The organism is Maribacter antarcticus DSM 21422, from assembly GCF_000621125.1.
GTDB classification, from domain to species: domain Bacteria; phylum Bacteroidota; class Bacteroidia; order Flavobacteriales; family Flavobacteriaceae; genus Maribacter; species Maribacter antarcticus.
Map to the genome: position 1 here is coordinate 170,629 of NZ_JHZC01000008.1, position 24,233 is coordinate 194,861.

25 protein-coding genes and 1 pseudogene are annotated in these 24,233 nt (G+C 37.6%); 19 read left to right on the forward strand and 7 right to left on the reverse strand.

Features of this window, described 5'->3' with window-relative positions:
- Positions 1–2: 2 nt before the first annotated feature.
- From Q360_RS0109230 to Q360_RS27145, 5 genes and pseudogenes are all read left to right on the forward strand, one after another.
- The gene (locus tag Q360_RS0109230) at positions 3–782 is read left to right on the forward strand and encodes a HipA family kinase (protein WP_027076838.1); all 780 of its coding nucleotides are present in this window, start codon (positions 3–5) and stop codon (positions 780–782) included.
- On the forward strand, positions 772–1,155 hold the full coding sequence (locus Q360_RS0109235) for a DUF3037 domain-containing protein (RefSeq protein WP_027076839.1): 384 nt from the start codon (positions 772–774) through the stop codon (positions 1,153–1,155). Before Q360_RS0109230 ends, Q360_RS0109235 begins: the two co-directional genes overlap by 11 nt.
- Before the next feature lie 167 nt (positions 1,156–1,322).
- Positions 1,323–2,417 (forward strand): biotin synthase BioB, encoded by a 1,095-nt coding sequence (gene bioB, locus Q360_RS0109240; protein WP_027076840.1) that lies wholly within the window; start codon positions 1,323–1,325, stop codon positions 2,415–2,417.
- 78 nt (positions 2,418–2,495) lie between these two features.
- Positions 2,496–3,344: a cupin-like domain-containing protein gene (locus Q360_RS0109245; protein ID WP_027076841.1), complete on the forward strand. Its 849-nt coding sequence runs from the start codon at positions 2,496–2,498 to the stop codon at positions 3,342–3,344.
- Positions 3,345–3,460: 116 nt separating this feature from the next.
- A pseudogene (locus tag Q360_RS27145) lies at positions 3,461–3,928 on the forward strand (DUF6646 family protein).
- On the opposite strand, the gene Q360_RS0109255 reads toward Q360_RS27145, so the two are convergent.
- The 3 genes from Q360_RS0109255 to Q360_RS0109265 all read right to left on the reverse strand — a co-directional run bounded on the left by Q360_RS0109255 (position 3,925) and on the right by Q360_RS0109265 (position 6,638).
- Entirely contained in the window at positions 3,925–4,410 is a 486-nt protein-coding gene (locus tag Q360_RS0109255) for a regulatory protein RecX (protein ID WP_027076842.1), read from the reverse strand. The pseudogene Q360_RS27145 and the gene Q360_RS0109255 overlap by 4 nt on opposite strands.
- Positions 4,411–4,534: 124 nt before the next feature.
- Entirely contained in the window at positions 4,535–6,085 is a 1,551-nt protein-coding gene (locus Q360_RS0109260) for an Rne/Rng family ribonuclease (protein WP_027076843.1), read from the reverse strand.
- Between the two features lie 262 nt (positions 6,086–6,347).
- Positions 6,348–6,638, reverse strand: coding sequence for an HU family DNA-binding protein (locus Q360_RS0109265; RefSeq protein ID WP_013306152.1), 291 nt, complete (start codon positions 6,636–6,638; stop codon positions 6,348–6,350).
- A gap of 125 nt (positions 6,639–6,763) precedes the next feature.
- Here Q360_RS0109265 and mutY point away from each other — a divergent pair, with 125 nt between their 5' ends.
- The 6 genes from mutY to Q360_RS0109295 all read left to right on the forward strand — a co-directional run bounded on the left by mutY (position 6,764) and on the right by Q360_RS0109295 (position 12,389).
- Positions 6,764–7,813: an A/G-specific adenine glycosylase gene (gene mutY / locus Q360_RS0109270; RefSeq protein WP_027076844.1), complete on the forward strand. Its 1,050-nt coding sequence runs from the start codon at positions 6,764–6,766 to the stop codon at positions 7,811–7,813.
- A 27-nt stretch (positions 7,814–7,840) separates the two neighbouring features.
- Positions 7,841–8,305 (forward strand): single-stranded DNA-binding protein, encoded by a 465-nt coding sequence (locus tag Q360_RS0109275; protein WP_027076845.1) that lies wholly within the window; start codon positions 7,841–7,843, stop codon positions 8,303–8,305.
- Positions 8,306–8,322: 17 nt separating this feature from the next.
- Entirely contained in the window at positions 8,323–9,651 is a 1,329-nt protein-coding gene (locus Q360_RS0109280; RefSeq protein ID WP_027076846.1) for a gliding motility-associated protein GldE, read from the forward strand.
- Positions 9,641–10,207, forward strand: a complete 567-nt coding sequence (gene gldD / locus Q360_RS0109285; protein WP_027076847.1) for a gliding motility lipoprotein GldD — start codon at positions 9,641–9,643, stop codon at positions 10,205–10,207. The genes Q360_RS0109280 and gldD overlap by 11 nt, the downstream gene beginning before the upstream one ends.
- A gap of 5 nt (positions 10,208–10,212) precedes the next feature.
- Positions 10,213–11,160 carry a pyridoxal-phosphate dependent enzyme gene (locus Q360_RS0109290; protein WP_027076848.1) on the forward strand — a complete coding sequence of 316 codons (948 nt, stop codon included), beginning with the start codon at positions 10,213–10,215 and terminating at the stop codon, positions 11,158–11,160.
- 119 nt (positions 11,161–11,279) lie between these two features.
- Entirely contained in the window at positions 11,280–12,389 is a 1,110-nt protein-coding gene (locus tag Q360_RS0109295; RefSeq protein ID WP_027076849.1) for an MBL fold metallo-hydrolase, read from the forward strand.
- On the opposite strand, the gene Q360_RS0109300 is transcribed toward Q360_RS0109295, so the two are convergent.
- Positions 12,382–12,807, reverse strand: a complete 426-nt coding sequence (locus tag Q360_RS0109300; RefSeq protein ID WP_027076850.1) for a hypothetical protein — start codon at positions 12,805–12,807, stop codon at positions 12,382–12,384. The genes Q360_RS0109295 and Q360_RS0109300 overlap by 8 nt on opposite strands.
- A gap of 2 nt (positions 12,808–12,809) precedes the next feature.
- Complete coding sequence (locus tag Q360_RS0109305; protein WP_156950068.1) at positions 12,810–13,154, reverse strand: heavy-metal-associated domain-containing protein; 345 nt, start codon at positions 13,152–13,154, stop codon at positions 12,810–12,812.
- Positions 13,155–13,431: 277 nt separating this feature from the next.
- On the opposite strand from Q360_RS0109305, the gene Q360_RS0109310 reads away from it, so the two are divergent.
- Positions 13,432–14,319 (forward strand): DMT family transporter, encoded by an 888-nt coding sequence (locus Q360_RS0109310; protein WP_027076852.1) that lies wholly within the window; start codon positions 13,432–13,434, stop codon positions 14,317–14,319.
- A 72-nt stretch (positions 14,320–14,391) separates the two neighbouring features.
- Positions 14,392–15,135: a head GIN domain-containing protein gene (locus Q360_RS0109315; protein ID WP_027076853.1), complete on the forward strand. Its 744-nt coding sequence runs from the start codon at positions 14,392–14,394 to the stop codon at positions 15,133–15,135.
- Positions 15,136–15,198: 63 nt separating this feature from the next.
- On the opposite strand, the gene Q360_RS0109320 is transcribed toward Q360_RS0109315, so the two are convergent.
- The gene (locus Q360_RS0109320; RefSeq protein ID WP_027076854.1) at positions 15,199–17,271 is read right to left on the reverse strand and encodes a M16 family metallopeptidase; all 2,073 of its coding nucleotides are present in this window, start codon (positions 17,269–17,271) and stop codon (positions 15,199–15,201) included.
- Between the two features lie 8 nt (positions 17,272–17,279).
- Positions 17,280–18,602: a M16 family metallopeptidase gene (locus Q360_RS0109325; protein ID WP_027076855.1), complete on the reverse strand. Its 1,323-nt coding sequence runs from the start codon at positions 18,600–18,602 to the stop codon at positions 17,280–17,282.
- A 171-nt stretch (positions 18,603–18,773) separates the two neighbouring features.
- On the opposite strand from Q360_RS0109325, the gene Q360_RS0109330 reads away from it, so the two are divergent.
- The 6 genes from Q360_RS0109330 to Q360_RS0109355 all read left to right on the forward strand — a co-directional run bounded on the left by Q360_RS0109330 (position 18,774) and on the right by Q360_RS0109355 (position 24,159).
- Positions 18,774–19,229, forward strand: a complete 456-nt coding sequence (locus Q360_RS0109330; RefSeq protein WP_027076856.1) for a DUF4199 family protein — start codon at positions 18,774–18,776, stop codon at positions 19,227–19,229.
- 98 nt (positions 19,230–19,327) lie between these two features.
- A complete protein-coding gene (gene rplU / locus Q360_RS0109335; protein WP_027076857.1) occupies positions 19,328–20,026 on the forward strand; it encodes a 50S ribosomal protein L21 in 699 nt (232 codons plus the stop codon).
- 63 nt (positions 20,027–20,089) lie between these two features.
- The gene (gene rpmA, locus Q360_RS0109340; RefSeq protein ID WP_027076858.1) at positions 20,090–20,350 is read left to right on the forward strand and encodes a 50S ribosomal protein L27; all 261 of its coding nucleotides are present in this window, start codon (positions 20,090–20,092) and stop codon (positions 20,348–20,350) included.
- Positions 20,351–20,562: 212 nt separating this feature from the next.
- Positions 20,563–20,802: a DUF3332 family protein gene (locus Q360_RS26615; protein WP_245603242.1), complete on the forward strand. Its 240-nt coding sequence runs from the start codon at positions 20,563–20,565 to the stop codon at positions 20,800–20,802.
- A 73-nt stretch (positions 20,803–20,875) separates the two neighbouring features.
- Positions 20,876–20,998 (forward strand): hypothetical protein, encoded by a 123-nt coding sequence (locus Q360_RS26970; RefSeq protein WP_262493213.1) that lies wholly within the window; start codon positions 20,876–20,878, stop codon positions 20,996–20,998.
- Positions 20,999–21,282: 284 nt separating this feature from the next.
- Complete coding sequence (locus tag Q360_RS0109355; RefSeq protein WP_027076859.1) at positions 21,283–24,159, forward strand: TonB-dependent receptor; 2,877 nt, start codon at positions 21,283–21,285, stop codon at positions 24,157–24,159.
- Positions 24,160–24,233: the final 74 nt, after the last annotated feature.

Below are 24,233 nucleotides of genomic sequence, written 5' to 3' on the forward strand. Positions count from 1 at the left end.
TCATGAATAAAATTGAAATCCGTACCGTAGATGTAGTTCAATATATAAAACCTTTAAGGGAAGGAGGTTCGCTTCCTGCAATTGTAAAAGCAGATGATGGATTCTTATACGTGTTAAAATTTCGAGGCGCAGGTCAAGGAAAGAAGGCTCTTATCGCTGAATTTATTGGAGGAGAACTTGCGCGTTCAATTGGGTTAAAAGTTCCGGAACTCGTATTTATGAATTTAGATGACTCGTTTAGCAAAACGGAACCAGATGAGGAAATTCAGGATTTGCTTAAATTTAGTATTGGTCTAAATCTAGGATTACATTTCTTGTCAAGTGCTATTACTTTTGACCCTTTAGCGTCTAAAATAGATGGTGTAACAGCGTCAAAAGTTGTGTTGTTGGATAGTATTATCAGTAATATAGACCGAACAGCTAAAAATACAAATTTGTTAAAATGGAATGAAGAATTATGGATTATAGATAACGGGGCAAGTTTTTATTTTCACCACAATTGGGAAACTTGGGAAAGCCATTTAACAAGGACTTTTCCACTTATTAAAGATCATGTATTATTATCTCAAGCAACTGATTTGCTAGAGGCGGCTATAGCAATAATAGAGCTATTAGATAAAAAGAGGATTATCGAGATTGTATCCAACATACCGGAGGACTGGCTAATAAATGAAACAGATACCATGTCACCTCAAGAGATTAGGGCGGCGTATGTACGTTTTATTATGGTAAAATTAGCTAAGATAGATTTACTGGTTAAAGAAGCGGAGGATGCAAGATAGATGTACATTTGAATATGCCATTATCAGAGTCGTTCCTAAAGTGGAGCGCGAGGAGTTTTTTAATGTAGGGGTCATACTTTTCTCCAAGCAAAAAAATTTTCTTAATGTAAAGTATCAAATAAATGAGAACCTTTTAGAAGCGTTTACGGACGAGATAGGAGTAGAAAATTTATTGGAATATCTAAAGGCATGGGAATTAATTTGTGCGGGAGCACCATTAGGAGGGGCTATTGGAAAGCTAGAATTATCCGATAGGTTTCGTTGGTTGACAGCAACGAGAAGTACCATTATCCAAAGCTCTAAAACCCACCCAGGGCTATGTGAAAATCCAGAAAAAGAGCTTCAAGATATTTTCATGAAGATTGTTTTGTAAAGATTTGTGTTTTATAGAAAGAATAAAGCGCTAGCTGAGGTTAAGATGTCTTTTTAGAGATTCCGTATCTGTGTAGGCAACAAAATTCTAAATATATTTCAATTCGTTAAATTATTATATGTACTCTAATTCAGCTATTTTTGAGCTTAGTTACAATCAAATATTTTATGAGCGAGGCAAGACACAATTGGACCAAACAAGAAATTCTTGAGATCTACAATACCCCTTTGATGGAGCTTCTTTATGATGCAGCTACCATTCATAGGAAAAACCATGACCCTAATACGGTTCAGGTATCTACCTTACTCTCTATAAAAACAGGAGGTTGTCCGGAGGATTGCGGCTATTGTCCGCAAGCAGCACGTTACCACACCGATATTAAAGGGAATGATTTAATGACTGTACCTCATGTAAAGGCCCAAGCTTTGCGCGCGCGCGCATCAGGCAGCTCTAGGGTATGTATGGGAGCAGCTTGGAGAAATGTAAAGGACGGTCCAGAGTTTGACCAAGTGCTTGAAATGGTGCGTACCATTAATAAATTGGATATGGAGGTCTGTTGTACCTTGGGTATGATTACAGAAAATCAAGCAAAACGTTTGGCGGAAGCTGGATTATACGCCTACAACCATAATTTAGATACTTCAGAAGACTACTATAAAGATGTGATTTCTACACGTGCTTTTGAAGATCGCTTGAACACGATAGAGAATGTTAGGAAGACCAACGTTACGGTCTGTAGTGGGGGTATTATAGGAATGGGAGAAAAACTGGAAGACCGCGCGGGTATGCTCGTTGCTCTTGCATCTTTAAGTCCACAACCAGAGTCTACGCCTATTAATGCTTTGGTACCCGTGGAAGGCACCCCTATGGAAGATATAGAACCAATAGCTATTTGGGATATGCTTAGGATGGTAGCAACGACACGTATTGTACTACCAGAAACGCAAGTACGGCTTTCAGCAGGTAGAACAGAGATGAGCAGAGAAGGGCAGGCGATGTGTTTCTTTGCTGGAGCTAATTCTATTTTTGCAGGAGATAAATTATTGACCACACCAAACCCTAATGTGAACGATGATATGGAAATGTTCAAACTTTTGGGTCTTAATCCTCAAAAACCATTTACTAAAGTTTCCCAGCCCAAAACGGTAGAAGCTTCGGAATCGGAATTTCAAACCTTAGGAGAAAAGCCAAAATGGACAAGGCCAGGACATAAAATTGAACGTAACGAGATAGCCAAACAAAAGGTTAAATTAACGGACTAAACCTACATTATTCCCTCTTTAGATTAGTTGTTTTCTATAGGTTACCTAACTTTAGGCCTCCTAAAAATCTATGCAACATTGAAGTTAGTAGAAATTACAAGGGTAAAGTCGATTTCTAAGCAAGACTTTATTGCTTCCTATTTAAAACCGCAGATTCCTGTTGTTATAGAAGCCTTTGATGGCAACTGGGCAGCGCATTCGAAGTGGTCCCTAGACTATATGAAGGAAATAGCTGGAGATAAAATGGTTCCGCTCTATGATAATCGCCCAGTGCAGCATAAAGACGGGTTCAACGAGCCACATGCTACCATGAAAATGGCAGCCTATGTGGACCTGCTAAAAAAGAAACCTACAAAGTTTCGAATTTTTCTTTGGAACGTTTTAAAAGAAGTCCCAGTGCTACAAAAGGATTTTAGCTATCCAGATTTTGGTATACGATTATTAAGGAAAGTGCCTATGTTATTTTTTGGCGGGGAGAACTCTCATACCTTTATGCACTACGATATTGATTTTGCAAATATTTTCCATTTTCATTTTGAAGGGGAAAAGGAGTGTATTCTCTTTTCGCAATCGCAGAACAAATATCTTTATAAGGTCCCTCATTCGCTTATTACGCACGAGAGTATCGATTTTTCAAACCCGGATTTAGAAAAATGGCCCGCGTTAAAAAAGGCAAATGGCTATAGCACCATTTTAAAACACGGCGAAGTGCTTTATATGCCGGAGGGCTATTGGCATTATATGAAATATAATACACCAGGATTTTCAATGAGCCTACGCGCTTTGGCCAGGAATCCACTTAATTTAACCCGTGCGGCGTATAATATTTTTGTAATGAGACATTTTGATGTGTTGATGCGAAAATTAAAGGGTCAAAACTGGATTGATTGGAAGAACAGGAAATCAATAGAAAGAACTAAGGTGTAATTTGTTACATACATGATGTGGGGATAAAATATTTGTAGCTGTTAAAAGCTAATTATATGTTAATACATATGTAAAATTTAAGTTTGCCTGTTGTGTTGTTTTTTGGCGTTACCGCTATGAGCGCACAAGCTTTTGATGGTAAAGGAGATTTAATATTTCAAGTATGCGCTAGCTTACAATCAAATAGCGCTGGGATAACGACTACTTACGATAAGGGTTTGGGAGAAAATTTTTCAATAGGTCTTTCCTAGGGTTATGTTTTAGGATCAAATTCAGATATTGATGTGGGTTTTGTCGATGGAATTAATTTAATAGCTAGATTCAATGTTAATATTGGGAACGTTCTTAATCTTGGGGATGTAGTGGACATCTATCCAAGACTTAAGCTGTCTCTGAGATAGTTTGGCGGACATGTAGGAGGTCATTATTTTTTTAGCGATGGTTTTGGAGTCTTCACTGAATTCTCCATACCCTTTGCAAAATACGAAAACGGAACACTTTCAAATGAGCAACTGTTGAACAATCAGTTTATATATGGAATAGGGGCAGTATTCAATCTTGAGACTGCCCATTTAAAATATTAAGGTATAAGCCTCTTGGTTATTTCATATACTAAGGGGCTTTCCCATCCTCTATATAGAAGATAATCTGCCACTTTTTTACGTTTCTTGAATACGTTGGTCTCTGTAAGCTGTCCAACCCGTTTTTCAGCAAGTTGCTCTAAAGTTTCCAAATAGATTTCGGCATCTATTTCCTTTAGTGCTATCTTGATATTGTATTTTGTAATATCACGCTGTTTAAGTTCGTTTACAATTCTATTTTTTCCCCACTTTTTTATATTGAATTTACCTCGGGCAAAACTACAGGCAAAGCGTTCTTCGTTCAAAAAATTCTCTTGTATCAAGTGTCCGATGATTTCATCTATGGCGATGGGAATCATATCCATATCCCTTAGTTTGGTTGTTACCTCTTTGTGGCAACGCTCTTGGTAAGCGCAGTAACCTTCAAGTTTTCTGGTGGCTTCTTTTAGGGAGTAGGCAGTGCTATTGATTCTTTTTGTATTCAAGTGTTTTTATTATTTCAACCAGTTATATCTAAGATGCGATGCTGTTTACAAGTTAAACAATTAGAGAGAATTGATTACCCTACAAATAAAAAAAGCGACCTCCTTTCGGGGTCGCTTTAAATTTTTAATAGATTGTTTTACCGTCCTTATTCTTAAAACGATATTCAAGATACGTATACGCATCTCTTGGTTGTATTTTAATCCATTTTTTATGCTCCAAGAACCACTTGGTACGCATCGATGGGAAACCTTTTGTGATATAGGCTGCAATAAACGGATGTATATTTAAAGTAATATGCTTCTTGTCCTTTGCAGGGCCTTTTAAAAGTCGCTCTAGATCTGCGTTGATTTTGTCTATCAAAACAATGGGAGCCTCTATTTCCTGACCTTTTTGGTTAGGATTCTCTTCCGTTGTCTTAATATTCATTTCAGGTCTAACACGTTGCCTGGTAATTTGGATAAGACCAAATTTACTCGGCGGCAAAATCTTATGCTTGGCACGATCGTCTTTCATCTCATCCCTTAGATGTTCAAAAAGCTTTTTTCGGTGCTGTGCTTTTACCATGTCTATAAAATCTACGACAATGATACCTCCCATATCTCTTAGGCGAAGTTGCCTTGCGATTTCGGAAGCTGAAATTAAATTCACCTCTAGTGCAGTATCTTCCTGATTTTTTGCTTTATTGGAACGGTTACCGCTGTTCACATCTATTACATGCAAAGCTTCGGTATGTTCAATAATCAAATAGGCACCTCTACTCATTACCGCTGTACGGCCAAAAGAGGTTTTTATTTGTCTGTCTATGCCAAATTTTTCAAATATTGGAACTTGAGAATCATAATGATTAACAATCGACTCTTTATCAGGGGCAATTTCTACCACATAATCTTTTACCTGATTGTATAAATCAGCATTATCTACATGTATTCCGGTAAAGCTGTCGTTGAAAACATCTCTTAAAATAGAGGAAGCTCGATTGAGCTCCACTAATACTTTAGAAGGTGTTTGTGCGCGATATAATTTTTTGCACATTGCGGACCATTTGTCCAGCAAGTTTTCTAGATCTTTGTCTAATTCTGCTACTTTTTTGCCTTCGGCAACTGTTCTTATAATAACACCAAATCCTTTTGGCTTAATACTCTTTACGAGTCTTTTAAGCCTATCTTTTTCCTCGTTACTTTCTATCTTTTGAGATACGGAAACACGATTAGAAAAAGGGACCATGACCAAATAGCGACCTGCTATAGATAGCTCGGAGCTAATTCTTGGTCCTTTGGTGGATATGGGTTCTTTGACAATTTGCACTAGAAGAGATTGATTGGCTTTAACGACATCCGTTATTACACCATGCTTATCAATGTCTTTGTCAGAAGGAAAATCTTTAAGGGAGTAATCCTTAAGTTTTCCAGAGCTCACTTGTTTTATGAACTTTAACATAGAAGACAACTGTGGACCAAGGTCGTGGTAATGCAAGAATGCATCCTTTTCATATCCAACGTTTACAAATGCAGCGTTGAGACCTGTTACTGGCTTCCGTATCTTGGCTAAAAAAATATCACCAACGGAAAAATCGTTATTGTCCTCTTCTTTATAAAGCTCAGTGAGTTTTCCGTCCTTTAGTAAGGCAAAATCGACGGCATCGGAACTAGATCTTACGATTAATTCTCTATTCACCTGATTTTATTTGTACTTATCAGCGCTTACAATTGTAAGCTAGATAAATTGATTAAACAGTATCATAAACAGATTTTTACAAACCTGCCGAGGTTCATCTTTGGAACCTCTATGTCAAGGAACATGGTAAAAAGAAAAAGTAGTTTTAAAACTACTTTTTCTTGTGTCGGTTAGCTCTTCTGCGCTTTTTGCGCTTGTGTGTCGCTACCTTATGTCTCTTTCTTTTCTTACCACTCGGCATAGAATTATTCTTTTAAGATTATTATTTAACTTGTACGTTGCTCTTTACTCCTTCTACAAAAACCTTTGCAGGTTTGAATGCAGGTATATTGTGGGCTGGTATTTTAATCGTTGTGTTCTTAGAAATATTTCTTCCGGTTTTTTCTGCTCTAGTTTTAATAATAAAACTTCCAAAACCTCTAAGGTACACATTGTCGCCACTTTCCAAAGATGTTTTCACCTCTTCCATGAAGGATTCAACAGTCGCCTGTACATCTCCTTTTTCAATTCCCAGCTTGTCTGAGATTTTAGATACAATTTCCGCTTTCGTCATCTTTCGTTATTAGATTTACTGTATTTTTTCGGGATGCAAATATATAAATTAAATTCAATATTTCTTTCTAAAGGGCTAATTTTAAGTATATAAACTGCTACTTTTATCCCTTAGTATTAAAGTTGATGGTTTTTTCGGTTAAAATTCTAGATTGGTACGGCAAAAATAAGCGCGATTTACCATGGCGTGAATCAACCGACCCTTATCGAATATGGCTATCTGAAATCATACTACAGCAAACCCGAGTGGCGCAAGGAACACCCTATTATTTAAGTTTTGTTAAAGCCTTTCCCAAAGTAACAGATTTAGCGAAAGCAAAGGAAGAAACCGTGTTGAAATTATGGCAGGGGCTGGGGTATTATTCCAGAGCACGGAATTTGCATACCTCTGCAAAAATGGTGGTAGATGATTATGGGGGTGAGTTTCCTAATACTTACGAAAAACTTATGACGCTCAAAGGTGTAGGGGATTATACGGCAAGTGCAATTTCCTCTATCTGTTTTAATGAACGCCAAGCGGTCGTAGATGGTAACGTGTATCGCGTATTATCGCGTTATTTTGGTATAGCTACAGCAATTAATAGCACGGAGGGTATAAAATACTTTAAAAAATTAGCACAAGAAGTATTACACGTAAGTAATGTAGGGGATTATAATCAAGGGATAATGGAGTTTGGAGCCATACAATGTACCCCTAAAAATCCGAATTGTACAAACTGCCCATTGCAAAATGGATGCATAGCATTAAAAGAAAGGAAAACGGATAGCTTACCAGTAAAATTAAAGAAGATAAAGGTTAAAACACGCTTCTTTAATTATTTGGTGCCATTTTTTGTTGATAAAAATGGACTAAAATGTACGGTGATTAAACAACGAACTGGAAAGGGAATATGGCAGAACTTATGGGAGTTTCCTTTATTGGAGTCGGAGGATGAAATCGATATTAAAGCCATCGAAAAAGTATATAGTGAAGTTCTGGAGCTGAAAGGACAACCAACAATTACTTTGTTTAATTCGGATTCTGTCGTGCATAAGTTGTCCCATCAGCATTTATTTACAAAATTTTGGATTATAGAAATTGATAATCCTATAGCCAATGCCGTTCCTGTTAGCAATTTGGAAAAATATCCTGTTCCGGTTTTGATATCCACCTTTATGAATGCATTTAAATTTTAGTATTTTTGAACTCTAGAAATTATTGATATGAGTGGTACATTAAATAAGGTAATGCTGATTGGGCATTTGGGCGATGAGATTAAAATGCACTACTTTGAGGGTGGTGGGAGTATTGGTAGGTTTCCAATTGCTACCAATGAAACCTATACTAGTAAACAGACTGGTGAGCGTGTGACCAACACCGATTGGCACAACATTGTTGTACGTAACAAGGCAGCGGAGATTTGTGAAAAATATTTAAGTAAGGGTGATAAGGTATATGTTGAAGGCAGACTAAAGAATAGACAATGGCAGGGCGAAGATGGTAACACAAGATATACTACAGAGGTGCATGTACAGGAATTCACCTTTCTTTCTACCAAGAAGGATAGTATGGCAAACAATCAAGCGCAGTCTTCAGGCACTACCGCGACACCCTTGAATCCTCCAGTTCAACAGAACGCGGCCACCAGTACTAGCGAACCTGAACAGGAAGATGACCTTCCCTTTTAAAACTATAAAACTGACCATTGGATTCTGACCCTTTAAGTTATATGCTCAATTTTTTGGTAATGGATGGAGCTTTCGCGGGCAATATTTTGGTACTGATTGTATTGCTATCTTGTTCGGCGCTGATTTCAGGTGCAGAGGTGGCTCTTTTTGGCCTTTCTGTTACAGAAATCAATACAATAAACGAGCAAAATACACCCCAAAGTAATATTCTTGTAACGTTGTTGGAAAGGCCTAAAAAACTATTGGCGACCATACTAATTGCCAATAATGCCATTAATATTGGTATCGTATTACTTTTTAATATGATAGGGGACACTTTGTTTTTTAATATAACCGAGGTTCTCTTTGGATTGGTTTCTCTTCGTTTTATTTTAGAAGTAATTGTTGCTACTTTTTTAATATTGATGTTTGGCGAGATATTACCAAAGGTTTACGCCAATAGAAATAGGATGAGTTTTTCTAATTTTATGGCCTATCCGTTAAGAACCTTGGATTTTCTATTTTCACCACTAAGTTTACCGATGCGTTCCGGAACTATTTTTCTTTACAATAAATTGGGAAAGGAAAAATCTAGTCTTAGCGTTGATCATTTGTCACAAGCCCTGGAGCTTACCTCAGAAGGTGATACTACTAAAGAAGAGCAGAAAATATTAGAGGGTATCGTAAATTTTGGGAATACGGATACCAAACAAGTAATGCGCCCACGAATAGATATTTTTTGCTTGAACGATCAAATGAAATTTCCCGAAGTTCTAGGAGAAATAAGGCAAAACGGATATTCTAGAATCCCTGTATTTTCTGAAAATATTGATAATGTTTTGGGTGTTTTATATGTGAAGGATGTTTTGCCGTATCTGGATCGTAAATCGTTTAACTGGATAACTTTGATTCGCGAACCCTACTTTGTGCCCGAGAATAAAAAACTAGATGATCTACTGGCAGAATTTCAAGCTAAAAAAAATCATCTAGCCGTAGTTGTAGATGAGTATGGGGGTACATCTGGAATCGTTACCTTAGAAGATATTATCGAAGAAATTGTTGGGGATATCAGTGATGAGTTCGATGATGAAGACCTTGTTTTTTCTAAGTTGGATGACCTGAATTACGTTTTTGAAGGGAAAACCACGCTAAAGGATTTTTATAGGGTGGTGAAAATAGAGGACGAAACTAATTTTGAAGAAAATAAAGGAGAGTCGGAAACCATAGCTGGTTTTGTGCTGGAAATTGCTAGAAGTTTTCCAAAAAGGGGTGAGGAGGTTTTGTTTGGAGATTTTAGGTTTGTGGTAGAAAGCTTGGATAAGAAGAGATTAAAACAAATTAAAGTTACGTTGCCGCATGAATTGTAAATATTTTGTCTTTTGTCTTTTGTGCTTTGTTTTTATTATAGGATGTAAGGAGGAGTCCCCAATTCCAAAACCAAAAGCACAAATACGATTAGAATACGCCCAAGGGCAATTGGCCACTTTGGAGACTGCTAATTTTTCTATCAATTATAACCAGTTAGCCAACCCTAAGAAAAACAAGGATATGGCGTATACCTTGGAATATCCTGAGATGAAAGGCGCTATTTTTTTGAGCTACAGGCAATTAGATAATGATTTGGACAAATTGACGCAAGACGCGAAGCGATTGAGCTATGAACATGCGGTCAAGGCCGATAATATCGTAGAGCAGCCTTTTGTAAATTCAGAATCAAAAGTATACGGTTCTTTATTTGAGGTACAGGGGAATGCTGCCTCGCAAACTCAGTTTTTTGTAACAGATAGTACTACCCATTTTTTAACAGGTTCGGTTTACTTTTATACCAAACCTAATTACGATTCCATACTTCCTGCAGCGGCCTATCTTCAAAACGATATTCGTAACATTATGGAAACTCTTCGGTGGAAGGAATTAAAATAGCCCTAATGCAAAAGCAAAACCTTTTGGAAGTATATGATAGAATTGAACCATATGTTCATAATACCCCCGTTATGGTTTCTAGTGCTATCAACCAAATTATAGGTACATCTGTCTATTTCAAATGTGAAAATTTTCAACGGGCTGGCGCTTATAAAATAAGGGGAGCTACAAACGCCATGTTACTTTTGACCCACGCCCAACGAAAAAATGGGGTGGTCACACATTCTTCTGGAAATTTTGCACAAGCCGTTGCTCTGGCAGCAAAAAGTCTTGACATAACCGCACATATTGTAATGCCTTCTTCCGCTCCCGAGATTAAAAGAGTTGGGGTAAGGGAATATGGCGGACACATCTATAAATGTGAGCCTACTTTAGCAGCACGGCAGGCCATGGCAGATGAAATTGGCCAAAAAACCAGTGCTACTTTTTTACACCCCTCAAATGATGAGAATGTAATTATGGGCCAGGGTACTGCCGCATTGGAATTATTAAGAGAGGAGCCTAAACTTCGTTTTATCTTTTGTCCTGTTGGAGGTGGTGGACTCATTGCAGGGTCTTCTTTAGCTGCGATACATTTTGGAATCAATTGCCAAGTTATAGGCGGAGAACCATTTGAAGCCGACGATGCTTACCGTTCTTTAATAAGCGGAGAAATAGAGGGTAACGATACGGCAAATACAATTGCAGACGGACTCAAAACAACCTTGGGCGACAAGAATTTTCCCATAATCAAAAAGCATGTTTCTAAAATCATACGGGTAACCGAAAATGAAATAATTGCCGCCATGCGCTTGGTTTGGGAGCGTATGAAGATTATTATTGAACCTTCTAGTGCAGTAACTGTGGCAGCCTTGCTTAGAGATGCGTCAGAGTTTCCAGAGGTTTATAGAAATAAAAAGGTCGGGATTATAATCTCTGGTGGAAATGTGGATTTGAATAACTTACCCTTTTAAAGAAAGGGATAAGCGTTATTATTCCAATGAGGATAATCTCCGGAATAATACGGGTAAAATGTGCCCAAATAAAATCATGTAAACCATTGAAATTAAAATTTAAAAAGGTATTTAAAAAAATGATACAATTTCTAGTAGGTTTATTATTTATTCTAATAATTGGTGTGGCCTTATTCGTTAATCTAAGTCCTGAGTTTGGCAGCCCCCCTTCCAAAAAACAAAGAGAAACCTACGCTCGATCTTCCAACTATAAGGATGGAGTCTTCAGAAATATTGGCAATGTTAAAATGGATATGAGTTTTGGCAAATTCATAAAAATGATTGGCGGTTATTTTGCAGAAAATCCAAATACTGTTCCTACTATAGATATTACAGTTTCGAAAATTGACTCGATGGACATTGTCAATTACTCAGGTTCATCACGCTTGGTATGGTTTGGGCATTCTACTTTCCTCTTACAAATAGAGGGCAATAATATCTTAATTGACCCTATGTTTGGGGATGTGCCTGCCCCGCATCCTATGTTGGGTGGTAAACGATTTAGTAAATCACTGCCTATTGAAATAGAAAAACTACCTAAAATAGATGCTGTTATTTTCTCCCATGATCATTATGATCATTTGGATTACGGTTCTATTCAACTGCTGAAAGATAACGTTGATATGTTCTATACTCCTTTGGGTGTTGGCGCTCACTTAGCAGAATGGGGAGTTGCTGAGACTAAGATTATGGAGCTAGACTGGTGGGATGAGGTAGCATACAAAGGACTTAAATTTAAAAGCACACCAGCCCAACATTTTTCCGGCCGTGGACTGACGGATGGAGGAAAGACCTTATGGAGTGGTTGGGTTATACAATCTGACAAGGATAATATATTTTTTAGCGGTGATAGTGGCTATGGACCTCACTTTAAAGAAATAGGTGAGCGTTTAGGCCCTTTTGATTTTGCTATGATGGAATGCGGACAGTACAACGAACTCTGGAAGGAAATACATATGATTCCGGAGGAAACCGCTCAAGCAGGTCTTGACGTTAAAGCAACTACGATAATGCCCATTCATTGGGGCGCATTTAAACTAGCGCTTCACCCGTGGACTGAACCAGTTGAAAGGGTTTCTAAAAAAGCATTAGCGTTAGGAATTCCTGTCGTAGTCCCAAAAATCGGAGTGCCAATTTATATCAATACGCCAGATTTTACTAAGGATAGCTGGTGGGAAAAGATTAATTAGCGGCATTTAGCAAGGCCTCAGCATTCGCTATACTAGAGTTTATTTCTTCCTTTACTGCGTTCACCTTTTCTTCCTCTTTGTCCAGCCAATTTTGTTTTTCCTCAGTAAGTGCTTTGCCTTTCATGATTTCATCGGCGTCAAATCGCTTACCAATACCTTGCATCCAATCCATCATGGATTTGTTGGCGTCTTGTAAGTCACGCATTGCTTTGCCTTGTGGGGAATCCATACCAAGAGAATCGGCAATAGGCTTTAGTTTTCCAACAAGCTGACCTAATTTGCTCATTTTTGGCATTACCTCATCATGTACGGCCATCACCTGTTGCATTTGAGATGGACTTTTGGCTGTTTTTTCTTCTTTACAAGAAAAAACAGTAAGTAAACAAGCTATTACTAGCAATACCGTTATTTTTTTCATTTTTATTTATTTTTTAGGGTAACTGTATTTATAGTATAAACATACTCTTTTACCTTGGTGCTGGTAATAACCGATTTCAATGCTAATACGGATACGTAATCTGACTTGAACTTAATTACAGCTTCCTTTGTTTCATAGCTCACTACTGCTGAAATTACACCTGCCGTATTTGTTAAATTCATAGCGATTTTATCTGCACATCCTTTTTGGCAAGCCATACCCTCAATACCCATAACAGCATTGCTTAATTTTTGTTCTTGGCTGGTTAGTGAATCGTTTTCATTTTCTTGACTATAAGACATGCTGACAACAAGAAACAAGGTTAAAAAGCTTATAAACAGCTTCATGCGTTAGATTTTTTATTAATTAAGGGTTTTTATTTGTAAAAGACACATGTAAACCCTGATAGTCTTGTAAAGATACCAAATATTGAAAACGCACTTAGTAGCTTGATCTTAAAATTAATGCGTTTTTCTAATCTTTGATTTGGAGATGCTCTTGATAAAACAGATACAGGTATGGTAGGTTAATTTAGAAAACAGAGGAAAAATTACATTAAATACGCGAACACCTTTATTTTTTACTCATAAATAAGTCTCACTTTTGTAAAAAAATTTAAGTACTGTGAGTCTTCAACAACGCAAATGGTTTTACCTTGTTATTTTATCGTTCATTTGGGGTACTTCCTATATATTAATAAAAAAAGGTTTAGAAGGGTTTGCCCCTTTGCAATTAGTTTCTCTTCGTATTATCATAGCCGGAGGTCTTTTATTGCTTATAGGCTTCAAGTCTTTAAAAACTATTAAAAAAGAGGACTGGAAGTGGCTGGCCCTCTCGGGTTTTGTAGGCAGCTTTTTTCCTATGTTCCTCTTTGCTTTTGCGCAAACTGAAATCGATAGTAGTGTAACGGCAGTTTTAAATTCTTTAGTGCCTTTGTTCACGTTGTTTGTTGGTCTTTTTGCTTTTGGGATTTCGTTTACAAGAAATCAGTTATTGGGCGTTTTGGTAGGCTTACTTGGTGCTTTGTTGTTGGTGGTTTTTGGCAGTAGTATGAATCCAGAACAAAATTACTGGTATGCCGGCTTAGTAGTTATAGCAACGATTTGTTATGCGAGTAATGCCAATATCATCAAAAGTAAATTACAAGGAGTTAGTCCTATGGGAATTGCAGTTGGGAACTTTGTTTGTATCCTTTTACCAGGCCTAGCACTCTTACCTATTGCAGGAACCTTTAATTCCGTAGTTGTTTCCGGAGATTTCTTTTGGAGTTCCCTTGGCTATATTGTCTTACTTTGTGTTATTGGCACTAGTATCGCCAAGGTACTGTTCAATAAATTGATACAGATTTCTAGTCCTGTTTTCTCTGTATCGGTGACCTATTTGATACCTATTGTGGGGATATTCTGGGGTATTATGGATGGTGAAGCATTTGCCTTGGAACAATTTGGGGCATCGCTCTTGATTTTGGCAGGGGTCTATTTGGTGAATAAAAAAAAGAAAAAAGCAACTTAATTTTATCCCTCACTGTAACAAACAATAGTTATGTTAGTCTTTAAGTGGAAATCAATTTAAAAACGAGCCAATATGAAATCAGTAAGTCTAACGTTTTTAGTGGTAATTTTTACCATTACATCGAGCACTGCACAAGAGAAAATCTTTAACGTTAAGAATTTTGACAAGGTTATTATTAGTCCACATATAGAAGTAAACCTCGTTGCAGGAAATGAGACCTCCGTTGCAATAGAAAACGCGAAGGTTTCCATGGATAAGATTAATGTCGAAGTAGAAGGGAATACCTTGCGGGTCTATTTGGATGGCGCAAAGACAGTTACAAAGTCAGAACGGGTTTCTTCTGATAAATGGAAGGGAAAAAGAGCTATTTATAACGGCACCATGGCTACGGCCACTATCACTTATAAAACATTAAAGAATCTTTCTATACGAGGCGAAGAAATAGTAAAATGTAAGAGCGATTTAACTGAAGATGAACTTAAAATATCACTTTACGGAGAAACTAAAGTATATTTTGAAGGTTTGGTGTTGAATGAGCTTACGGTCGCTATTTATGGTTCTTCGTATTTAGAAATAGCAAAAGGTAATGTAGAACGTCAAGTCTTTAGAGCCTACGGTGAAAGTGAAGTAAATACTATTGGAATGGAAAATGAGGAAACCAAGATTACTGCCTATGGACAAAGTAATTTTAGAGTAAAGGTTTCAGATCGATTAAAAGTTACGTGTTACGGAGAGACAACTATTAACTACGAAGGTGATCCAGATGTGGATAACGGTATTATTATTGGCGAGGCCAAGGTCAGAAAGATTGGATAAGTGTTCTTTAAAATAAAAAATCCCACCGTAGCGTGGGATTTTTTTTTGCAATGTATTGCGTTATTATTCAAAATCTGAGTTAGAAACCCCATCGTTCACTTTTATTTCAGAGAAGATAAAGTCAATATTTTGTGGGCCCATATGCTGTGTAAGTTTAAACGGAAATAAGATGCCCGATACTTCCTTATAGTCGTCGAACAGGAACGTTTGTTGTACCTGCTGTCCTTGTATTTTCATTGTATGTACTTCTTGTAGTTTTAGCCCGGTCTCCATGTCGTAATACGCTGTTTTCTTATCGCCTATTTTTACCACGTAGGCTTTTTTACCGCCTACGGCTTGGGTACCTGCTAAGGTAACATATCCAGCGGTAAGATACTTTAGCTCAGGGAAAGGGGCGGATTCTTCTTTGACTTTTAAAACTTCCTCTGCAGAAAAATCCTTTCGCTGTCCTTGAGCTATTATATAGCCCTTATCTCCGTCCAAGACTTGTTTGCTCACGGAATTCCCCTCCATTTTAATATCCTGCATAAATTGACCTTTAGAGGTCTTCTTCATTTTCATCTCCATTTTCCTTCCTTGCATCTCTGCCGTAGCCACCATATAGTAGGACTCCAGTTTTTCCAACGCAGTTTTTCCACCAATAGTCTCTATGTATTTTTCTATGACGCTTGTGGCTGTTAGACCTTCCGGAATTACAGCACTGTAGTCTGGCTTTTCTGCTTTCTCTGCAGTTTTGTCAAAAAATAATACAGGGATCTTGGAGCCATTTATGTTCGCTTTTTCCAAGTTGTCCAAAATTTCGCTTCCTTTTCCAATGACTACCACTCTTGCGTTTGTAACGCTGAAGTATTTTTTAGCGGCGTTTTCAACGTCTGTTTTACTCACTTTTTCCAGTTTTTCTAAAAAAGTTTTGTAAAAGTCTTTGGGAAGGTCTTCAGTTTCAATGTTTAAAGCATAACCTGCAATGGTCTGCGGGTTTTCTAAATTCATGATAAAGCTTCCTGCGTATTTTGCTTTCGCTCTACTTAACTCCTTTTCGCTAATAGGTTCTGTATTAATGAGCTCTATTTCTTTCAGAATTTCAACTACCGAGCTATCTGTAACTATATTTCTTACCTTGGCGGTTGCACTAAACGTTGACGAAGCATATTTGTCACTTCCAATACTCGAGTATGAACCATAGGTATAGCCTTTATCTTCTCTCAAATTAAGGTTCAATCTACTTTCACTAGCACCACCTAAAACTTGGTTAGCTAATAGTGCTGCAATATAATCTTCATCCTTCCTCTTTAAGTTTACCATGTTCTGAACGGAGATTTCTGATTGTACAGCATTAGGCATATCAACGAAATTGATTTGCGTGTACTGCACATCACTTGGCTTAGAAAAACTAAATGATGGTGGTGCCGCTTTCGTCCAAGGGGTAAAATACTCCTCGCACATTTTCTGTACATCTTTGAATTCTACATCCCCAATAACAATCAAATAGGCATTAGCGGGGACAAAGTAATTACGGTAAAATCTTTCAGTATCTGCAAGTGTTATATTGCTTACCGTAGCTTCGGTTGTAAACTCCCCGTAAGGATGGTGTTTTCCATAACTCAAAGCTAGTTGCACTCTGGAAGCTATTGCAGCAACATCTTTTTCTTGGGTTTTGAGGGCTGTAACAATCTTTTCTTTTTCCTGATTAAATTGCTCTTGTGTGAAATTCGGATTAATGGCGGCATCAGCCATAAGCTCCATCATCCTTGGAAAATATTTTGATAAAGAACTGGCGTAGGCACCTTGGCTCCCAAAACTCATTCTAGCCCCAAGGAAATCTATTTCCTCATTAAACGCATCCTTAGGTATGTTCTTTGATCCATTTCCCATAAGGCTTCCAGCCATACTAGAAACACCGGCCTTGTTTCCTTCTAATATGGGTGGGTTATCTATAGTCAGCTGTATGGAAACTCTTGGTAATTTATGATTTTCAACCACCAATACGTTAACACCGTTTTTAAGCTTAAAACTCTGGGGCTCTTTAAAGTTAATTTTGGGAGCGGGTCCTGGTTCTGGCATTTTACTACGGTCTACTTGCGCCTGTACTGCTAGTACTGAAAGTAGCGCTATAAACACTAAATATAGTTTTTTCATATCGATGATTAATTTGTTGGTGTTTCCTCGGGTATATAATCAATAACCACCCTTTGGTTTGGATTTAGATATTTTTTTGCTACCTCCATAATCTCTTCTCTTGTAATGGAACGGTATATTTCTATTTCCTTGTTAATGAGTGACGTATCACCATATAGCGTGTAATTAGTTGCCAAAGAACCAGTAATGCCAACAACGCTCGAATTGGCGTTTACAAATCTGTTTTCGAATTTATTCTGTAGCTTCTGATAATCGTTTTCGGACATTATTGCAGTTCTTGCTTTAGCGATTTCTTCCTCAATGGATATATTTAGTGTTTCCAAAGTAGTTTCGCCAACAGGCAAAGCAAACACGAGATACATCCCATAATCTTCTTGTCCAACATTAGAGGCGCCTACTTGCAGTGCTTCTTTTTGATCATCTACCATTTTTTTATATAACTTAGAGGAAGGGCCGTCGCTTAAATAAGAGGATAACATATCCAGTACATAAGCGTCTCGATTCTTAAAACCTGGGGTACGGTAAGCAATAATAGTGGCCGGAATTTGAATATTTGGGTCGTAAAATTTCGTTTTTATTTCGCTTGTAATAGCTTCTTCTTGCGGATAGTTGCGCACGATGTCGTCTCCTTTTTGGATAGCGCTAAAATAGTCTAATATCCATTGTTTTGTCTGGGCAATATCTATATCTCCTGCTACAACCAAAACGGCGTTGTTAGGAATGTAGTACTTATTCTTATAAGCTATAAACTCTTCTAATGTGGCTGCATCCAAATCTTTCATGTAGCCTATGTTTGGGTCTTTGTAAGGATGTTTTTTGAACAGGTTTTCCGAAACAGAAAAGAGAAGTTTTCCGTAAGCAGCGTTGTCGTAACGCGACCTTTTTTCTTCTTTTATAACTTCGTTCTGAGTATTTATTCCGTCTTGGTTGATGATAGGATGCAACATTCTTTCAGATTCCATCCAAAGGGCTAATTTTAAATTATTGGAAGGGAACACTTCATAATAGTAGGTTCTATCTTGAGAGGTGTTTGCATTGTTGGTTCCTCCGTTAGAAGAAACAATTTCGGACCATTTCCCCTTTTCGATATTTTCTGTACCCTCGAATAGTAAATGTTCAAAAAAGTGTGCCATTCCTGTTCTGCCTTCGGTCCTATCTTTTCCTCCTACGTGATACATGACCGCTGTAGTAACCAAAGGTGCGGTATTGTCTTGGTGAAGGATTACATGTAAACCATTGTCTAGGTCATATTCCTCATAAGCTACTTCCTGTGCGATAATAGTTATGAAGGAACACAGAAGGGCAAAGACCATAAGTAGTTTGCTTTTCATTTTTCTAGTTTTTAATAATCTTGCGCATCATCTGTATGGTGATGGATATTAAAGTTACAAGAATTTCAACTTTTGTAAGAGGAATATTCTGATTTAATTTTTTCTTTAACATGCGATTAAGGTGCTTTTTGCTCTTTATTGTTTATCTTATCCTCAACTTTAAAACCAGCTATGAAAAATTTTACGCTACCTATTCGTTTTGGTATTGCTACTAGCGGTAGTTTAATTGCTTATTTTTTAATACTCTCTTTGTTAGGATTGCATACCAATGTGTTCTTTAGTCTCTTCAATGCCGTTATTACAGGTTTTGGAATTTATGAAGCGATAAAGTATTACAAACTAGAAAACGGAAAAGCATTTAGATACAGTATGGGTTTTACTACGGGGTTAACCACTGGCGGAATGGCTACCATTATATTTACTGTTTTTTTTGCACTTTATTCCACAGAGCTCAATCCGGGGTTCTTAGAAATTCTTTCCACTCAATGGGCTAGTGAATACCAAAGTTTTGAGGCCATCGTTTTCTTTGTGGTTGCGGTAATGGGTTTTAGTACGACAGTCGTACTTACACTCACCTTTATGCAGCTTTTTAAAACAACTAATAATCTGACTGTCAATAAACCGTAAAATTTCGATAAAACTATTGTCTATTAATCAATAAGAAGTATATTTGCAGCCGCCTTTGGAAAAAATCCAATAGGTTTTAATTACACATTTTTAACGATATGTACGCAATTGTAGAGATGGCAGGGCAGCAATTTAAAGTTGCAAAAGACCAAAAAGTGTACGTTCACCGTTTGCAAACAGAAGAAGGAAAAAAGGTAACTTTTGACAATGTTCTTCTTTTAGATGACGGTACGAACGTTACTGTTGGCGCCCCAGCTATAGACGGAGCCGCTGTTGAGGCTAAAGTCATTAAGCACCTAAGAGGTGACAAAGTAATTGTCTTTCACAAGAAAAGACGTAAAGGTTACAGAAAGAAAAACGGACACCGACAGTCATTGACTGAAATCGTAATAGAAAGTATTGTTGCGAAAGGTGCAAAAAAATCAAAAGTAGCTGAAACCAGAAAAGCCGCTCCTAAAACAGAAGCTGCTCCTAAAACAGAAGCCGCTCCAAAAGCTGTAGCCGCTAAAAAGGATGTAGCCCCAAAGAAAGTCGCGGCATCAAAGGCAACTAAAGCAGACGATTTTAAAAAGGTTGAAGGAATTGGACCAAAAATCGCTGAAACGTTGAGCGCTGCAGGTATTACAACTTTTGCTGAATTGGCAAAAGCCAAGCCAGCAAGAATTTCTGAAATCATTGCAGATGTTCGTGGGAATCACGTAACGGATACTTGGCCAGCACAAGCTAAAATGGCTGCTGAAGGCAAGTGGGATGAGTTAAAGAAATGGCAAGACGAATTAGACGGTGGTAAGGCATAATAGCCAACCGCTTTAAGTATAACTTTATTTCCGTGATGTAATGGGAATATAAACCGTAAAAAAATGGCACATAAAAAAGGTGTAGGTAGTTCTAAAAACGGTAGGGAATCAGAATCGAAACGTTTAGGTGTTAAGATTTTTGGTGGTCAAGCTGCTATCGCAGGAAACATTTTAGTTAGACAGCGAGGAACAAGACATAATCCTGGCGAGAATGTTTACGCTGGGAAAGACCATACATTGCACGCTCGTGTAGATGGTTTGGTAAAGTTTCAAAAGAAAGCTGGTGGAAAATCTTTTGTTTCCATTGAGCCCTTTGAAGCATAGAATATAACATATTGAATAAAAACCCTGCCATTTGGTGGGGTTTTTTGTTTGTAAATAACCTCTTAAGTTTCGATTAGAGTTAATAACCTTTGTGTTAAGATTAGTTTTATGATAGCCGCTGAATTATTCTTAGGGCTAACAAAAAATATTAGGTATTATAAAAAAATTTATCACTTGTATAGCAATGTCCAGTCTGTCGTTTTTCTAGCTGCATAGGTTCATTTAGCGCTTTTAATAATTTAAAGGAATGGAACCAAGACGCATCTGACAATACGTTTGTTAATAATCTTGTCTTTTGGGGATTGAATATAATCGCTGTATACGGTTTGTTTTTATTTGGAGATGCAGTTATTTTTAATGTGATTGAATTTAGGTCAGGCTCAAATCCAATAGCAATGGAGGAAGGGGATGAAGAAGTACAACTGGTAAAAAAAGCCGGGAATACCTTTTAAATGACTGCGACTAAAAATAGAGTTCAAGTTACGGCTGTGAAAGGGTCCAAAGAAAGGAAAGAAAATTGATTTAGTGGACAAGCCCAATGAAAAATCATGGAATGCAGTACGGCCTAATGGTAAAATCATTCATCTTTCTGCTTTTGAAGATGGTTTCTACATGGTTTACATGCCAAATAGTAAAAAAGAAGATTAATCCACTAGAGCATAAAGAACAAGGGCTAGTGCTACTTTAAGAGCAAGCAGATTGTTGTTATTTAGAAGGAATGCTTGCTAAAAATTACGATAGTAAAACAATAAGAAGACATAGCCCTTGTTCCAAGACATGGGCTATTTTAGTTTAACTAAAAGTTAGGTTAGTGTAAAAATAAATGATAACCATCTAAATCATACATCAAGCTTAATATAAGCTTCAGATTAAGAAAATACCTTTCCCTAGTATTTCTAATTTCTTTGTGGTCTAACTGAACCATGCTGAAAATGAAAAATAATCTTTCGCTTACACTCTTACTTTTGCCATTCTTAATCTGGTCTCAAGTAGGAAATATACAGGGTGCTATATCCGATGAAAACGGACTATACTTGCCCGGTGCAAATGTCATTATCGCTGCATTACCAAAAGGAGCGATTTCTAATTTTGATGGAAGGTTTACGCTTGTAGATATTCCGGAAGGAAGCTATACCTTAAAAATATCGTATTTGGGCTATTCGGATATGGAACGGGAAGTTATAGTGAAATCAAATGAGACAACTGAAATCTCCTTGTTTATAGAGCCAAAAAGTATGGAGCTAGATGGCGTCGAAGTTAGCGCTTATGGATTGGGCGGACAATCTAAGGCTTTGAATACGCAAAAAAATAATTTGAACATCACTAATGTGGTATCTACCGATCAGATTGGAAAATTTCCTGATGCCAACATCGGGGACGCCGTAAAACGTATTCCTGGAATCACTATGCAAGTTGATCAAGGAGAAGCTAGGAATATTATTGTCCGTGGACTTTCGCCACAATTGAATTCTGTAACTTTAAATGGAAGTAGGATACCTTCCGCCGAAGGCGATAATAGAAATGTACAGATGGATTTGATTCCGGCCGATATGATCCAAACCATTGAAGTTAGTAAAGCAGTAACACCGGATATGGATGCGGATGCCTTGGGCGGATCAATAAATTTGATAACAAGAACTTCCCCACAAGGGTTTAGACTATCTGCTACACTAGGGTCAGGAATCAATTTTATTACGGATAAGCCTATTCTAAATGGTTCAATTCTTCTAGGGGATAGAAGCAAGAACGATAAGTTTGGATGGATGGTTTCCGTTTCTGGAAATGACAATGATTTTGGTTCTGATAACGTAGAGGCGGAATGGACAGACGAATTTGAATTCAATACGGGCATACAAGATGCTGATGGAGAAGATATATTGGAAGGGGTAGCTGTTAATCCATATACCAATGTAAACGAGCAACGCTCCTATTTGGTGCAGCGAATTAGGCGTAGCTTTTCTGCCAATATGGACTACAAGCTCGATGCCAATAATACCATCTTTTTAAAAACTATGTATAATTGGCGGGATGATCGTGAAAATAGATATGTGCTGGCTCAAGAACTATTGGATGCGGAAGACATAGCTGAGGGAGATTTCACTATAATCGACGGTAATCCCACGCGTTTTCCAGTAGAAGCGGTACGGGAAACCAAAGGGGGACTGGATGACAAGCGTAGTAAAAATAGAAGGTTGGAGGACCAGCGCATGCAGAATTATAGTCTTGGTGGTAATCATTTGATTGGGACTTTAAAGATGGATTGGATGACCTCTTATGCTAAGGCATCGGAAGAGCGCCTGAACGAACGTTACGCAGTTTTTGCATCGGAATATATAGTGAACAATAATAATAGCGATTCCGAATTTCCTTTGATGACGGCGGAAAATAATTCCGATGCAAATAATTTGGAAGGTTTTGAGTATGACGAGTTTACCAATGAGAACCAGTATACCGAAGAGGAGGATATCAATATCTTTGTGAATTTTGAATTACCTGTAGATTTCTTTGGAAGTGGAGATGGTTTCATCAAGTTTGGTGCAAGAGGAAGATTCAAGAATAAGTTCAGGGATAACGATTTTTTTGAAGTCGATTTGGAGGATACCTTTCCTACCTTGGCAGCTGTTCCTATTACAGATGAAACCGATGGTAATTTTCTGGCCGGAAGTCAGTATCAGGCTGGGATATTTCCTAATGAGGTTTGGTTGGGACAATTAGACCTTTCGAATGGTGAATTACTGCAGGACGAATTCTTGGCAGAGAATTATGATGTAACTGAAAATGTTTGGGCAGGCTACGCCATGTTTAATCAAAAGATAACAAATAAGCTAAGTATTCTTGCAGGTGTTCGCTTAGAAAATACTCAATTGGATTCTGATGGTTTTAGCTTAACGTTTATAGAAGAAGATGAGGATAATGGTATTGAGGAAGAAATTGTGGTGGAAGAGGTAAGTGATGAAAATTCATATACCAATATTCTTCCCGGGATTCATCTAAAATACGATATATCGGATAGGACTATCTTCCGTTTTGCTTGGACCAATACTTTGGCCCGTCCGAACTATGTGGATCTCATTCCTCGGGTAGAGATTATAAATGAGGATGACGAAATTGTGATAGGAAATTCAGAGTTAAAAGCGACTACGGCTACAAATTTTGATGTGATGGCGGAACATTATTTTGAGAGTGTAGGTTTGATTTCCGGCGGCTTATTCTATAAGGATATCGAAGATTTTACATTCACTAGTATTACAGAAGTAATGGATAATTCATTTGGAACGGATGCGGTTGGCTATGATTTGTTTCAGCCCTTGAACGGTGACAATGCCACTATTTTTGGTGCAGAAATCGCATTTCAACGCCAATTGGATTTTCTTCCCGGTTTTGCACGTAATTTTAGTCTATACCTCAATTACACTTACTTGACCTCAAGTGCGGACGGGATTACCAACGAGGATGGTGATGTGCGGAACGATATAGATTTGCCCAATACCGCTCCTAACATGTTCAATGGCTCCCTTGGTTATGCCGATAGAAAATTTAGGACGCGTTTATCCGTTAATTTTTCCGATTCGTATGTTGATGAAATTGGAGGAAATAATTTTGAGGATAGGTTTTATGACACGCAGTTGTTCTTGGATTTCAATGCATCTTATCAAATTAACTCCAGCCTGAGTGTATATGCTGATTTGAATAATATCACCAACCAGCCTTTACGCTATTACCAAGGTATTAAAGAGCGTACGCAGCAGGTAGAATTTTATGGGCAACGGCTCACTTTCGGTTTAAAGTACGATTTGTTTAAGAAATAAATATGGCGTTGTAGCACGTATTTAGAAGTAATCCTTTTATTGCTTTGTACCGAAAAAAATTAATCAGATTCTTT